Genomic DNA, 13,378 nt, shown 5'->3' on the forward strand with positions numbered 1-13,378 from the left:
ACCGGTGGACGGCTGCTGCCGGTGGTCGCGGAGTCCCCCGACTCCCCCGGCGCCACCGGGCCGGGCGTGCTCACGGTCGGTCTCGGCGGCGCCCTCGGCCCCGGCGTCGGGCCGGGCGTGGCGGCCGACGTGGCCGTCAACGGCCCGCTCGGCGCGCACCTGCTCACCTGGGCCTACGCGGCCGCCACCGCTGCGGTGACGCTGCGGGCCGACCCGTTCGCGGTGCCCGCCGCCGTGGCGGCCGAGGACGCGCCGGAGAGCGGGCCGCCGTCGTCGGTCGAGGGCGCGATCGAGGTGTACGCCCCGGGCGGCGCACCGGCCGACCTGACCGGCGCGCTGCGCTGGCTGCTCGACGGGCTGGGCGAACGGGAACACCTCGTGGTGACCGCGTACCTCGACCGGTACGCCGACACGGCGGTCGCCGGGCTGCGCCCGCTGCTGGCGCGCGCCACCGGACGGCCGGTCACCTTCGGCTGGGGACCGCGCCGGGCCGAACACACCGACCCGCACGGCCGGCATCTCCAGATCACCGGTGCGGTCACCGATGATCTGGAGGTGCCCGGTCGTCCGTACACCTTCGCGCAGCTCCAGGCGGCCCAGGCCGCCGGCGACCGGCGGGCCCTGACCGGCCGGGAGCGACCGGTGCTGCGCCTGCACCTGACCGAGCGGGCGGCGGGTGCCGCCCAGCTCCTGGAAACGGCCGGACGGACACGCACGTGACGATCAATGACCTGGAATCAGCGGACCGAGACGCAGGAGGAGGTGGCCCGGTGAACCCGCTGCGCGATCCGCAGGACCGGCGGCTGCCCCGGATCCCCGAGCCGTGTGCCCTGGTGATCTTCGGGGTGACCGGCGACCTGGCCCGCAAGAAGCTGCTGCCGGCGGTCTACGACCTGGCCAACCGAGGGCTCCTGCCGCCCGGCTTCGTGGTCCTGGGCTTCGCCCGCCGGGACTGGGGCGACGGCGACTTCGAGTCGGTGGCGCACGACGCGGCCAAGAAGCACGCCCGCACCCCGTGGCGGGAGGAGGTGTGGGCCCGCCTCGCCGGCAACATCAAGTTCGTCGGCGGCTCGTTCGACGACGACGCGGCGTTCGACCACCTCGCCGCCACACTCGACGAGCTGCGCGACTCGCACGGCATCGCCGGCAACGCGGCCTTCTACTTCTCCATCCCCCCGGCGGCCTTCCCGGTGGTGCTCAAGCAGCTCGCCCGCACCGGCATGGCGGACAACGCCAAGTCCGGCGGCTGGCGGCGCGTGGTGGTGGAGAAGCCGTTCGGCAACGACCTGCCGTCGGCGAAGGCGCTCAACGATCTGGTCGACGACGTCTTCACCAGCAAGGACGTGTTCCGGATCGACCACTACCTGGGCAAGGAGACGGTCCAGAACATCCTGGCGCTGCGCTTCGCGAACAACCTGTTCGAGCCGCTGTGGAACTCCAAGTACGTCGACTCGGTGCAGATCACCATGGCCGAGGACGTCGGCATCGGCACCCGCGCGGCCTTCTACGACTCCGTCGGCACCGCCCGCGACGTGCTCCAGAACCACCTGCTTCAACTGCTCGCCCTGGTCGCGATGGAGGAGCCGACGAGCTTCGACGCCGACGAGATCCGGGCCGAGAAGCTCAAGGTGCTCAAGGCGATCACCGTGCCGCGGGACGTCACCGAGGACACCGTGCGCGGCCAGTACCTGCCCGGCTGGGTGGGCGGCGAGCGCGCCAAGGGCTACCTGGAGGAGGAGGGCGTCCCGGAGGGCTCCACCACCGAGACGTACGTGGCGGTGAAGCTGGGCATCCAGAACCGCCGCTGGGCCGGGGTGCCGTTCTACATCCGGGCCGGCAAGCGGCTGCCCCGGCGGGTCACCGAGGTGGCCATCATGTTCAAGAAGGCGCCGCACCTGCCGTTCAACGCCGCCGACATGGAGTCCCTCGGCCCCAACCAGCTCGTCATCCGGGTGCAGCCGGACGAGGGCGTGGTGCTGAAGTTCGGCTCCAAGGTGCCGGGCACCACGATGGAGGTCCGCGACATCGCGATGGACTTCCAGTACGGCGAGGCGTTCACCGAGTCCAGCCCCGAGGCGTACGAGCGGCTGGTGCTGGACGTGCTGATCGGCGACCGGACGCTGTTCCCGGACGCCGCCGAGGTGGAGCAGAGCTGGCAGGTCGTCGACCCGCTGGAGCACGCCTGGGAGGGCACGACCCCGGAGCCGTACCGGGCCGGTGAGTGGGGGCCCCGGGCCGCCGACGAGATGCTGGCCCGCGAGGGCCGGGCTTGGCGGAGAGCGTGAGCGAGCACTGCGAGCGAACCAGGAGGCTCCATTGATCGGGCTGTGGGACACCACCGGCAACGAGGTGGTCAAGGCGCTGGCCGCGGAACGGCGCAGCGCGGGCGGGGTGGCCAGTGGCATGGCGCTCACGCTGATCGTGGTGGTGGACGAGAAACGGGTACGCGAGGCCGAGGCGGCGGCCACCATCGCCGCCGCGGCGCACCCGTGCCGGCTGCTCGTGGTGGTCCGCTCCGACGTCGAGCGGGACCGCAACCGGCTGGACGCGGAGATCGTCGTGGGCGGCCGGCTCGGGCCGTGCGAGGCGGTGGTGACCCGGATGTACGGGCGGCTCGCGCTGCACGCCGAATCCGTGGTGATGCCGCTGCTGGTGCCGGACGTACCGGTGGTGACGTGGTGGCACGGCGAGCCGCCGGAGGAGATCGCCACCGACTTCCTCGGTGTGGTCGCGGACCGGCGGATCACCGACTCGGCGCAGGCCGCCGACCCGATCGCCGCGCTGCGGCAGCGGGCGCACGACTACGCGCCGGGCGACACCGACCTGGCGTGGACCCGGATCACCCCGTGGCGCACGCTCGTGGCGGGCGCGTTCGACACCACCCAGGCCCGGGTCACCGAGGCGAGCGTGGTGGCGCCGCCGTCGGACCCGACGGCGGCGCTGATGCGCGGCTGGCTCAACGCCCGGCTCGGCATCGACCCGATCCTGACCGCCACCGAGGAGTTCCCGCGGATGCGTCAGGTGCAGCTGCGCTGCGCCAACGGCGACGAGCTGACGCTCACCCGGGACGACAGCATCGCGGTGTTCCGGCGTACCGGGCAGGAGGACCGCACGCTGCCGCTGGTGCGCCGGCCGCTCGGTGACGAGCTGGCCGAGGAGCTGCGCCGCCTCGACGCCGACCAGGTGTACGCGGAGGCGCTCGGCGCTGCGGCCGGGATCATCGGGCTCGACCAGCGTCCGGCCCAGCGGGTGCACGTGTGGAAGGATCCGGCGACCGCCCAGCGGGCCGAGGCCGGCGTGACCGCGCACGCGGGCGCGACCGCGAACGAGTGACCGCCCGGACCGGGTGGTCGGAGGCACAGGTGACCGCCGGTGGGCGGTCGGAACACGAGGGCTCGACGGATGACTGAGGCGAGTGTCGCCGTACACGCCGACCCCGACCTGCTGGCGCAGGCGGTGGCGGCCCGGTTGGTGGTGAAGCTGCTCGACGCGCAGGCCGAGCGCGGCCAGGCGTCGGTGGTGCTGACCGGCGGGCGGATCGCCGCGGCGGTGTACCGGGCGGTCGGGCAGCTACCCGCCCGGGACGCCGTCGACTGGTCCCGGGTCGACGTGTGGTGGGGCGACGAGCGGTTCCTGCCCGCCGGTGACCCGGAGCGCAACGAGACGCAGGCCCGGGCGGCGCTGCTGGACACGGTGCCGCTGGACCCGGCCCGGGTGCACCCGATGCCGGCGTCGGACGGCCCCGCCGGCGACGACCCGGAGGCGGCTGCCGCCGGGTACGCGCGGGAGCTGGCCGCCGCCGCCCGGCCCGGGAACGCGATCGTGCCGCACTTCGACGTGCTGATGCTCGGTGTCGGCGAGGACGGGCACGTGGCGTCGGTGTTCCCGGAGCACCCGGTGCACCACGACAACCGGCCGGTCAGCGCGGTACGGGGCAGCCCGAAGCCGCCGCCGGTGCGGACCACGCTGACGCTGCCGACGATCAACACGGCCGAGGAGGTCTGGCTGATCGCCGCCGGGGCGGACAAGGCCGGGGCGGTGGGCATGGCGCTGGCCGGGGCCGGGCCGGTGCAGCTTCCCGCGGCCGGGGTGCGGGGCGTCTCCCGTACCCTCTGGCTGCTCGACCGGGCCGCGGCGGGCAACGTGCCGCCCCGCCTGCGCAGCCTCCGCTGAGCATGTAAGGAGGGGCCCCTTCTTAACGTCTCCGGTAGAGAAGGGGCCCCTCCTTAACACCTCGGGTCAGGCCCGGCCGCGGCGACGCCGCAGCGCGTCGAGGGCCTCGGCGAGCAGCGCCTCCCCCTCCTCCGGCGTGCGCCGCTCCTGCACGTACGCCAGGTGGGTCTTGTAGGGCTCGGCGCGCTGGCGGCCCGGCGGGTCGCCCGGGTCGGGGCCGGCCGGCTCGCCGCAGCGCGGGCACTCCCACGCGGCGGGCGTCTCGGCCTCGGCGGCGATCAGGAACTCGACCCGGTGCCCGTGGCGGCACCAGTAGACGACCGGGCGGCGCGGCGCGGGCTCCACCCGCTGGTCGAACCGCTCGGGGGCGGACCCGATCCGGGTGCCGCGGATGACGTTGTTGCTGGGCACGGTTGCTCGCTCCCTGTCGTCGGAGGGGACCGCCGCCGGAGGGGGTGGGCGACGGGCGACGTGCGGAGAAACAAAACTGCGCGCGGTCCGTGACGGACCGCGCGCAGATTGTACGCTTCTCAGCGCCGACTCAGGTGCCGCTGGCCATCTGCAGCCGCAGCCAGAGTCCGAGCCCGACGATGCACGCGAACCAGACGATTCCCACCAGAACGGTGTAGCGGTCGAGGTTCTTCTCGGCCACCGACGAACCGGCCAGGCTGGAGCTGACGCCGCCGCCGAACATGCTCGACAACCCGCCGCCCTTACCGCGGTGCAGGAGGATCAGCAGGGTGAGCAGGACGCTCGTGATGACCAGCAACGTGATCATCGTGTAGGCGAACCAGATCGGCATGGCGGGGGTCAGTCCTCTCGTTGCGATCACTGCCCGGACCTGTCGGGCACTGCGGCACCGACCGGTGGACGGGCAGCGTCAAGGATAGCGAGCGATCAGCGGGTGATGTGCTCCGGGAACCGGCAGATCTGCGCGAACTCCTCCGCGTCCAGGCTGGCGCCCCCGACCAGAGCCCCGTCCACGTCCGGCTGCGCCATGATCGCGGCGACGTTCGACGCCTTGACCGACCCGCCGTACAGGATCCGGACCTGCTCGGCGGTGCCCTCGTCGTAGGTCTCGGCGATGCGCTTACGCACCGCGCCGCAGACCTCCTGGGCGTCGTCCGGGGTCGCCGTCTTGCCGGTGCCGATCGCCCAGACCGGCTCGTACGCGACGACGACCTTGGTGACCTGCTCGGCGGTGAGCCCCTTCAGCGCGCCGTCGAGCTGGTCGCAGCAGTGCCGCACCTGACCCGACTGCTCCCGGACCTCCAGGCCCTCACCGATGCAGAGGATCGGGGTGAGCCCGTTCGCCAGCGCCGCCGACACCTTCGCGTTGACGAGCGCGTCGTCCTCGTGGTGGTACTGCCGCCGCTCGGAGTGCCCGACCACCACGTAGCCGCAGCCCAGCTTGGCGAGCATCGGCCCGGCGATGTCACCGGTGTACGCGCCGGACGGGTGCGGCGACAGGTCCTGCGCGCCGTAGCCGATCAGCAGCTTGTCGCCGTCCACGGCGGTCTGCACGGTACGCAGATCGGTGAAGGGCGGCAGCACCACGCACTCGACGTCGGTGAGCTGCTTCTCGTTCAGGCTCGCGGCCAGCTTCTGCACCAGCAGGTTGGCCTCGAGGTGGTTCAGGTTCATCTTCCAGTTGCCGGCCATCAGCGGCCGGCGGGTCGTGCTCGCCATTCAGTTCTCCAGGGCCGCGATGCCGGGGAGGGTCTTGCCCTCCAGATATTCCAGGGAGGCGCCACCACCGGTGGAGATGTGCCCGAACGAGGACTCGTCCAGGCCCAGCGCGCGCACCGCCGCGGCCGAGTCGCCGCCGCCGACCACGCTGAACGCGTCGGCCTTGGTGATCGCCTCGGCCACACCCCGGGTGCCGTTGGCGAACGCCGCCATCTCGAACACGCCCATCGGGCCGTTCCAGAAGACGGTCTTCGCCTGCGACAGCGCGGCGGCGAAACCGGCCACCGTCTCCGGGCCGATGTCCAGGCCCAGCCGGTGGCTGGGGATGCCGTCGGCGGGCACGGTGTCGTGCGCGGCATCAGGCGCGAACGCGTCGGCCACCACCACGTCGACCGGGAGCATGATCTTGCCCGGCGCGCGCTCCATCAGGTTGCGGCAGGTCTCGACCATGTCCTTCTCCAGCAGCGACGTGCCCACCTCGTGGCCCTGGGCCTTGAGGAAGGTGAAGCACATCCCGCCGCCGATGAGCAGCCGGTCCACGGTCGGCAGCAGCGCCTCGATCACTGCCAGCTTGTCCGAGACCTTCGAGCCGCCCAGCACCACCACGTACGGCCGCTCCGGCTCGCCGGTGAGGCGGCTGAGCACCTCGACCTCGCGCAGCACCAGCCGGCCCGCGAAGTGCGGCAGCCGGGCCGGTACGTCGTGCACGCTGGCGTGCTTGCGGTGCACCGCGCCGAACGCGTCGTCCACGTAGGCGTCACCGAGCGCGGCGAGCTGGTCGGCGAACGCGCCCCGCTCCGCGTCGTCCTTGCTGGTCTCGCCGGCGTTGAAGCGCAGGTTCTCCAGCAGCGCGACCTGCCCGTCGGCCAGGTCGGCCACGCATGCCCGCGCCGAGTCACCGACGGTGTCCTCGGCGAAGTGCACCGGGGCACCGAGCAGCTCACCGAGCCGCCCGGCGACCGGGCGGAGGCTGAACTGCGGGTCCGGCGCGCCCTTCGGGCGGCCCAGGTGCGAGCAGACGACCACCTTCGCGCCGGCCTGCACCAGCGCGCTCAGCGTCGGCAGGACGGCCCGGATCCGGCCGTCGTCGGTGATGTCCCCGGTCTGCTTGTCGAGCGGGACGTTCAGGTCGGCGCGCACCAGCACGCGCCGACCCGACACCCCCTCGGCGAGCAGGTCGTCGAGGTTACGGATGCTCACAGCGAGCTACCGACCAGCTTGACCAGATCGACGAGGCGGTTCGAGTAGCCCCACTCGTTGTCGTACCAGCCGACGACCTTGACCTGGTTGCCGATCACCTTGGTCAGCGGCGCGTCGAAGATGCACGACGCCGGGTCGGTCACGATGTCGGCGGAGACGATCGGGTCCTCGTTGTAGGTGAGGATGCCCCGCAGCGGACCCTCGGCGGCGGCCTTGAGCGCGGCGTTGACCTCGTCCACAGTGGTCTCCCGGCCGACCTCGACGGTCAGGTCGGTGGCCGAGCCGGTCGGGATCGGCACGCGCAGCGCGTAGCCGTCCAGCTTGCCCTTGAGCTCCGGCAGCACCAGGCCGATGGCCTTCGCGGCGCCGGTCGAGGTCGGCACGATGTTGAGCGCGGCGGCCCGGGCCCGGCGCAGGTCCTTGTGCGGCGCGTCCTGCAGGTTCTGGTCCTGCGTGTACGCGTGGATGGTGGTCATCAGACCCTGCTTGATGCCGAACGTGTCCTGCAGGACCTTCGCCATCGGCGCGAGGCAGTTGGTGGTGCAGGAGGCGTTCGAGATGATGTTGTGCTTGGCCGGGTCGTACTGGTCCTGGTTGACGCCCATGACCACGGTGACGTCCTCGTTCTTCGCCGGCGCGGAGATGATGACCTTCTTGGCCCCGCCGTCGAGGTGCGCCTTCGCCTTGGTGCCGTCGGTGAAGAAGCCGGTGGACTCGATGACCACGTCGGCGCCGACCTCGCCCCACGGCAGCTTCGCCGGGTCCTTCTCGGCGTACGCCTTGATGGTCTTGCCGCCCACGGTGATCTCGTCGGCGGTGGCCTTCACCTCGTGCGGGAGGCGGCCCAGGATGCTGTCGTACTTGACAAGGTGGGCGAGCGTCGCGTTGTCGGTCAGGTCGTTGACCGCCACGACCTCGATGTCAGCGCCGGACGCCAGCACTGCCCGGAAGAAGTTGCGGCCGATCCGGCCGAAGCCGTTGATGCCAACCCGGATGGTCACAGGTCCCATCTCCTCGCGTTCTGGTCCGCCGGCGCCAGACCGGGGCCGGCGGAGGTGTGTGCGCCGACCGTTGGAGCCGGCCGTCGACATGTCATCTCGGCCACCCCGCCGCGGTCACGGAGACCTGACCGCCCGAGGCGGTGAGTACGGCGAGGAGCGCCTGTTCCGGCCCCCTTGCCGTACGCAGCGACCATATCCGAGCGCGCGGTGTCGCGCTGCGGCGGGTGGTGATCCCGCTCGCGGTGCGCTGCCGCCCGAGTCCTATCAGACCACGAGCATGTCCGGCGTGACTGCCGCTTCCGTATCCGGGATGCCCAGGTCACGGGCACGCTTGTCGGCCAGCGCGAGCAGCCGGCGGATCCGGCCGGCGATGGCGTCCTTGGTCAGCGGCGGCTCGGCGAGCGCGCCCAGTTCCTCCAGCGAGGCCTGACGGTGCTCCAGGCGCAGCCGCCCGGCCGAGGTCAGGTGGTTCGGCGCGTCGTCGGCGAGGATCTCCAGCGCGCGGGTCACCCGGGCGGCGGCGGCCACCGCGGCACGGGCGGAACGGCGCAGGTTGGCGTCGTCGAAGTTGGCCAGCCGGTTCGCGGTGGCGCGCACCTCCCGGCGTACCCTCCGCTCCTCCCAGGCCAGCACGCTGGAGTGCGCCCCGATGCGGGTGAGCAGCGCGGCGATCGCGTCTCCGTCCTTGACCACCACCCGGTCCACGCCGCGCACCTCGCGGTTCTTGGCGGTGATGCCGATCCGGCGGGCGGCGCCGACGAGCGCCAGCGCCGACTCCGGGCCGGGGCAGGTGATCTCCAGCGCGCTGGAACGGCCCGGCTCGGTGAGCGAGCCGTGCGCCATGAACGCGCCCCGCCACGCCGACACGGCACAGCAGACGTTCGCGGCCACCACGTGCGGCGGCAGGCCGCGCACCGGGCGGCCCCGCACGTCGAGCAGGCCGGTCTGCCGGGCGAGCGCCTCGCCGTCCTTGACCACCCGCACGATGAAGTGGCTGCCCTTGCGCAGCCCGCCGGAGGCGAGCACGTGGATCTCGCTCGGGTAGCCGTACACCTCGGCGATCTCCCGCCGCAGCCGGCGCGCTACCGCGCCGGTGTCCAGCTCCGCCTCGACCACGACGCGGCCCGACACGATGTGCAGGCCGCCGGCGAAACGCAGCAGGGCGGCCATCTCCGCCCGCCGACAGCAGGGCTTGGGCACGTCGACCCGACTCAGCTCGTCCTTGACCGCAGCCGTCATCGCCATAGTGCGCCCCCTCACGGACCGGTTCCGGCGTGTCGCCGGTGATTACGTACGTGTCTAACGATCGGCGCGCAGGACAGGCACCAGCGCGGCGCCCAGTGCGGCTGGATCATGACGGGGCGTGCCGTCCAGGACGGCGACGGGAGCGAGGACCAGCCGGGCACCCAGCGATTCTGCCGCACGTTCGACCGCCGCGGGATCACCCACCGCCGTGGAGTCGGCGAGCACCCGGTCCACCTTGAGCTCGGGCAGATAGCGCCGCAGGGTGTCCAGATGGTCGGGCAGGGAGAGCCCCGAGGTCTCCTTCTCGGCCACCAGGTTGAGCGTCACCAGCCGCCGTGCCGGGCTGGACACGATCGCGTCCGCAAGCCCCGGCACCAGCAGGTGCGGCAGCACGCTCGTGTACCAGCTGCCCGGCCCGAAGATCAGCCAGTCCGCGGCGCGTACCGCCGTCACCGCCTCGGCGCACGCGGCCGGCGCGGACGGGCTGAGCCGCAGCGACTCGACGGTGCCCGGGGTGACCGCGACCTGGTGCTGGCCGCGCACCGTGGACACCTCGTCCGGGTGCTCCGGGTCGGCGCCGCGGACCCGGGCCTCGATCCCGACCGGCTGGCGGGACATCGGCAGCACCCGCCCCACCGCGCCGAGCATCGCCCCGGCGTGGTCGAGCGCCGCCACCGGGTCGCCGAGCAGTTCGGTGAGCCCGTGCAGGAGCAGGTTGCCGACCGCGTGGCCGGCGAGCGAGTCGCCGACCGCGACCGGTACCGGCGCGGCGATCGTCGGCGCCTGCGGCACGGCGGCGGCGAAGCGGTGCTGGAACAACGCCGCGCTGCGCCGGGTGGCCGGGTGGTCGCCGGCCAGCGCGACGAGCGCCTGCCGCAGGTCGCCCGGCGGCAGGCCGCCGCGCTCGGCGCGCAGCCGGCCGCTGGACCCGCCGTCGTCACCGACGGTGACCACCGCGGTGATGTCCAGGTCCAGTTCGGGTACGCAGTGACGCAGCGCCCGCAGCGACGCCGAGAGCCCGTGCCCGCCGCCGAACGCGACCACCCTGGTCGGGATCACTCCCGCCCCAGGTCCCGGTGCTGGGCGTTCGCGGCGATGCCGGAGTGGCGCAGCCGGGAGGCCAGCTCCTCGGCGATGGCCACACTGCGGTGCTTGCCGCCGGTGCAGCCGACCGCCACGGTCAGGTAGCGCTTGCCCTCCCGCTCGAACCCGGCGGTGGTGGCGTTGACCAGGTCGGCGTAGCCGGCCACGAACGCGTCGGCGCCCTCCTGGCCCAGCACGTACGCGCTGACCGCCTCCTCGCGGCCGGTGTGCTCGCGCAGCTCCGGCACCCAGTACGGGTTCGGCAGGAAGCGGGCGTCCATCACGAAGTCGGCGTCCGGCGGCAGGCCGTACTTGAAGCCGAACGAGATCACGGTGATCCGCAGCCGGCGGGCGTCCTCGCCGCCGAACAGCTCCTCGACCCGGCGCCGGAGCTGGTTCACGTTCAGGTGGCTGGTGTCGATGATCACGTCAGCCTGCTCGCGGGCCTCCTCCAGCAGCGTCCGCTCGACAGCGATGCCGTCGGCGAGCCGCCCGTCGCCCTGCAACGGGTGCGAGCGGCGCACGCTCTCGAACCGGCGGATCAGCACCTCGTCGTCGGCGTCGACGAAGACCACCCGGGGCTGGAAGCCGCGCTCGCGCAGCTCGCGGATCGCCCCGGCCAGGTCGGTGGAGAACGCGCGCGAGCGCACGTCCAGCACCATCGCCGTACGCCGGGCCGCGCCGCCGGCCTTGAACGCCAGCTCGGCCATGTCCAGCAGCAGCGCCTGCGGCAGGTTGTCGACCACGTAGTAGCCGACGTTCTCCAGCGCCCGCGCCACAGTGCTGCGCCCGCCGCCGGACAGGCCGGTCACCACCACCAGGGAGGTGTCCGACTCGGCCGGCGCCGTCTCCCCCTCGGTCCGCCCCAGGTCACCCGCTGTACGCGCCTCGCTCACCCGCTACCCCCAGCCGTGGCGCCGCGGCCGGTCGGCCGCGCATGGTCAATCAGCGACTCTAACGGCTGCGACCCGGCCCGGGATTCCACGGGGTGACCACCGGAACATGTCGCCGCCCCGGAACGGCTCGCCGGGCGGGCGCTGTCGGGGGACGCTCGTAGACTGCGCGGATGGTCTCCCCCACCGACGAGCGGACCACCTCCGCACCGGCCGGCTCCGCACCGACCGGCGACGCGCTCGACGTGTTGCGGCGGGTCTTCGGGTACGACGCCTTCCGCGGCTTCCAGCAGGAGATCGTCGAACACGTGGTGGCCGGCGGCGACGCGCTGGTGCTGATGCCCACCGGTGGCGGCAAGTCGCTGTGCTACCAGATCCCCGCGCTGGTGCGCGACGGCGTGGCGGTCGTCGTCTCGCCGCTCATCGCGCTCATGCAGGACCAGGTCGACGCGCTCACAGCGGTCGGCGTCCGGGCCGGGTTCCTCAACTCGACCCAGGATCCCGCGCAGCGGCGCCGGGTCGAGGCGGCCTACCTCGCCGGTGAGCTGGACCTGCTCTATCTCGCCCCGGAAGGGCTCGCCGTGCGGTCCACGCTGGGCCTGCTGGAACGCGGCCGGATCGCCCTGTTCGCGATCGACGAGGCGCACTGCGTGTCGCAGTGGGGGCACGACTTCCGCCCCGACTACCTCAACCTGTCGATGCTGCACGAACGCTGGCCGGACGTACCGCGGATCGCGCTGACCGCCACCGCGACCCAGGCCACGCGCACCGAGATCGCCACCCGGCTGCGGCTCACCGAGGCCCGGCACTTCGTCGCAAGCTTCGACCGGCCCAACATCCAGTACCGGATCGTGCCCAAGCGGGAGCCGCGCAAGCAGTTGCTGAGCCTGCTGCGCGACGAGCACCCCGGCGACGCCGGCATCGTCTACTGCCTGTCCCGGGCCTCGGTGGAGAAGACCGCCGAGTTCCTGGTCGCCAACGGCATCCCCGCGCTGCCGTACCACGCCGGGCTGGACGCCTCGACCCGCGCCGCCAACCAGCAGCGCTTCCTGCGCGAGGACGGCCTGGTCATGGTCGCCACCATCGCGTTCGGGATGGGCATCGACAAGCCCGACGTACGCTTCGTCGCCCACCTCGACCTGCCGAAGTCGGTGGAGGGCTACTACCAGGAGACCGGCCGCGCCGGGCGCGACGGGCTGCCGTCCACGGCCTGGCTGGCGTACGGGCTCCAGGACGTGGTCCAGCAGCGCAAGATGATCGAGACGTCGGAGGGCGACCTGGCGCACCGGCGCAACCTCGCCGCCCACCTGGACGCCATGCTGGCGCTCTGCGAGACGGTCCGCTGCCGCCGCTCCCAACTGCTCGAATACTTCGGCGAGACCGGCGTGGCCGACTGCGGCAACTGCGACACCTGCCTCGAACCGCCGGAGTCCTGGGACGGCACCGTCGCCGCGCAGAAGCTGCTGTCCACCGTCTTCCGGCTCGACCGCGAGCGCAACCAGCGCTTCGGCGCCGGTCACAGCATCGACATCCTGCTCGGCAAGCACACCGACAAGATCGACCAGTACGGCCACGACGCGCTGAGCACGTTCGGCATCGGCACCGAACTGCGCGAGGCGGAGTGGCGTGGGGTGGTGCGGCAGCTGCTGGCCGAGGGCCTGCTCGCGGTCGAGGGCGACTACGGCACGCTGGCGCTGACCGAGGCCAGCGCGGACGTACTCGGCCGCCGCCGTACCGTGACGCTGCGCAAGGAGCCCGAGCGCCCGGCGGCCGGCCGGTCCGCCAAGCCGAGGGGCGCGGCCACTGTGGTCGCCGACCTCTCCCCCGCCGCCGCGCCCGTCTTCGAGCGGCTCCGCGCGTGGCGCGCGGCCACCGCCAAGGAACAGGGCGTCCCGGCGTACGTCATCTTCCACGACGCGACCCTGCGGCAGATCGCCGCCGAGCCCCCCGCCTCCCTGGCCGAGCTGTCCCGGTTCAACGGGGTCGGCGAGAACAAACTCGCCAAGTACGGCGAGGCGATCCTGGCCGTACTCACCGAGTCCTGACGGCACGCGGAAGGGCCCGGCCCCTCGTGGTGGGGTCGGGCCCTTCCGC

The 13,378-nt window shown here is 72.9% G+C and carries 12 protein-coding genes and 1 pseudogene; 5 read left to right on the plus strand and 8 right to left on the minus strand.

All coding sequences use genetic code 11. From position 1 onward, the window contains the following. The 4 genes and pseudogenes from ACPCK6_RS27810 to pgl form a co-directional block, all read left to right on the plus strand. Positions 1-720 (plus strand): annotated as a pseudogene (locus tag ACPCK6_RS27810) (glucose-6-phosphate isomerase); the annotation flags it as partial. A gap of 50 nt (positions 721-770) precedes the next feature. Next, positions 771-2,285 (plus strand): glucose-6-phosphate dehydrogenase, encoded by a 1,515-nt coding sequence (gene zwf, locus ACPCK6_RS27815; protein WP_194803175.1) that lies wholly within the window; start codon positions 771-773, stop codon positions 2,283-2,285. 31 nt (positions 2,286-2,316) lie between these two features. Then, positions 2,317-3,333, plus strand: a complete 1,017-nt coding sequence (locus tag ACPCK6_RS27820; RefSeq protein ID WP_423482680.1) for a glucose-6-phosphate dehydrogenase assembly protein OpcA — start codon at positions 2,317-2,319, stop codon at positions 3,331-3,333. 69 nt (positions 3,334-3,402) lie between these two features. After that, the gene (gene pgl, locus ACPCK6_RS27825) at positions 3,403-4,173 is read left to right on the plus strand and encodes a 6-phosphogluconolactonase (protein ID WP_396882821.1); all 771 of its coding nucleotides are present in this window, start codon (positions 3,403-3,405) and stop codon (positions 4,171-4,173) included. Between the two features lie 66 nt (positions 4,174-4,239). On the opposite strand, the gene ACPCK6_RS27830 is transcribed toward pgl, so the two are convergent. The 8 genes from ACPCK6_RS27830 to rapZ form a co-directional block, all read right to left on the minus strand. Further along, the gene (locus ACPCK6_RS27830) at positions 4,240-4,584 is read right to left on the minus strand and encodes an RNA polymerase-binding protein RbpA (RefSeq protein ID WP_013287462.1); all 345 of its coding nucleotides are present in this window, start codon (positions 4,582-4,584) and stop codon (positions 4,240-4,242) included. A 130-nt stretch (positions 4,585-4,714) separates the two neighbouring features. Further along, the gene (gene secG / locus ACPCK6_RS27835; protein WP_091420428.1) at positions 4,715-4,975 is read right to left on the minus strand and encodes a preprotein translocase subunit SecG; all 261 of its coding nucleotides are present in this window, start codon (positions 4,973-4,975) and stop codon (positions 4,715-4,717) included. Positions 4,976-5,070: 95 nt separating this feature from the next. Next, complete coding sequence (gene tpiA, locus ACPCK6_RS27840) at positions 5,071-5,862, minus strand: triose-phosphate isomerase (protein ID WP_135241179.1); 792 nt, start codon at positions 5,860-5,862, stop codon at positions 5,071-5,073. Next, positions 5,863-7,062, minus strand: coding sequence for a phosphoglycerate kinase (locus tag ACPCK6_RS27845; protein ID WP_396882820.1), 1,200 nt, complete (start codon positions 7,060-7,062; stop codon positions 5,863-5,865). Continuing rightward, on the minus strand, positions 7,059-8,063 hold the full coding sequence (gap, locus tag ACPCK6_RS27850) for a type I glyceraldehyde-3-phosphate dehydrogenase (protein WP_396882819.1): 1,005 nt from the start codon (positions 8,061-8,063) through the stop codon (positions 7,059-7,061). Before gap ends, ACPCK6_RS27845 begins: the two co-directional genes overlap by 4 nt. A gap of 264 nt (positions 8,064-8,327) precedes the next feature. After that, positions 8,328-9,308, minus strand: coding sequence for a DNA-binding protein WhiA (whiA, locus tag ACPCK6_RS27855; RefSeq protein WP_018788213.1), 981 nt, complete (start codon positions 9,306-9,308; stop codon positions 8,328-8,330). 54 nt (positions 9,309-9,362) lie between these two features. Continuing rightward, positions 9,363-10,367 carry a gluconeogenesis factor YvcK family protein gene (locus ACPCK6_RS27860; protein ID WP_423482681.1) on the minus strand — a complete coding sequence of 335 codons (1,005 nt, stop codon included), beginning with the start codon at positions 10,365-10,367 and terminating at the stop codon, positions 9,363-9,365. Continuing rightward, entirely contained in the window at positions 10,364-11,260 is an 897-nt protein-coding gene (gene rapZ, locus ACPCK6_RS27865) for an RNase adapter RapZ (protein ID WP_135244018.1), read from the minus strand. Before rapZ ends, ACPCK6_RS27860 begins: the two co-directional genes overlap by 4 nt. A 197-nt stretch (positions 11,261-11,457) precedes the next feature. Here rapZ and recQ point away from each other — a divergent pair, with 197 nt between their 5' ends. Further along, the gene (gene recQ / locus ACPCK6_RS27870; RefSeq protein WP_423482682.1) at positions 11,458-13,329 is read left to right on the plus strand and encodes a DNA helicase RecQ; all 1,872 of its coding nucleotides are present in this window, start codon (positions 11,458-11,460) and stop codon (positions 13,327-13,329) included. Positions 13,330-13,378 lie beyond the last annotated feature (49 nt).

The sequence above is a fragment of the Micromonospora sp. AB353 genome (genome assembly GCF_049538395.1).
Lineage (GTDB): Bacteria > Actinomycetota > Actinomycetes > Mycobacteriales > Micromonosporaceae > Micromonospora > Micromonospora aurantiaca.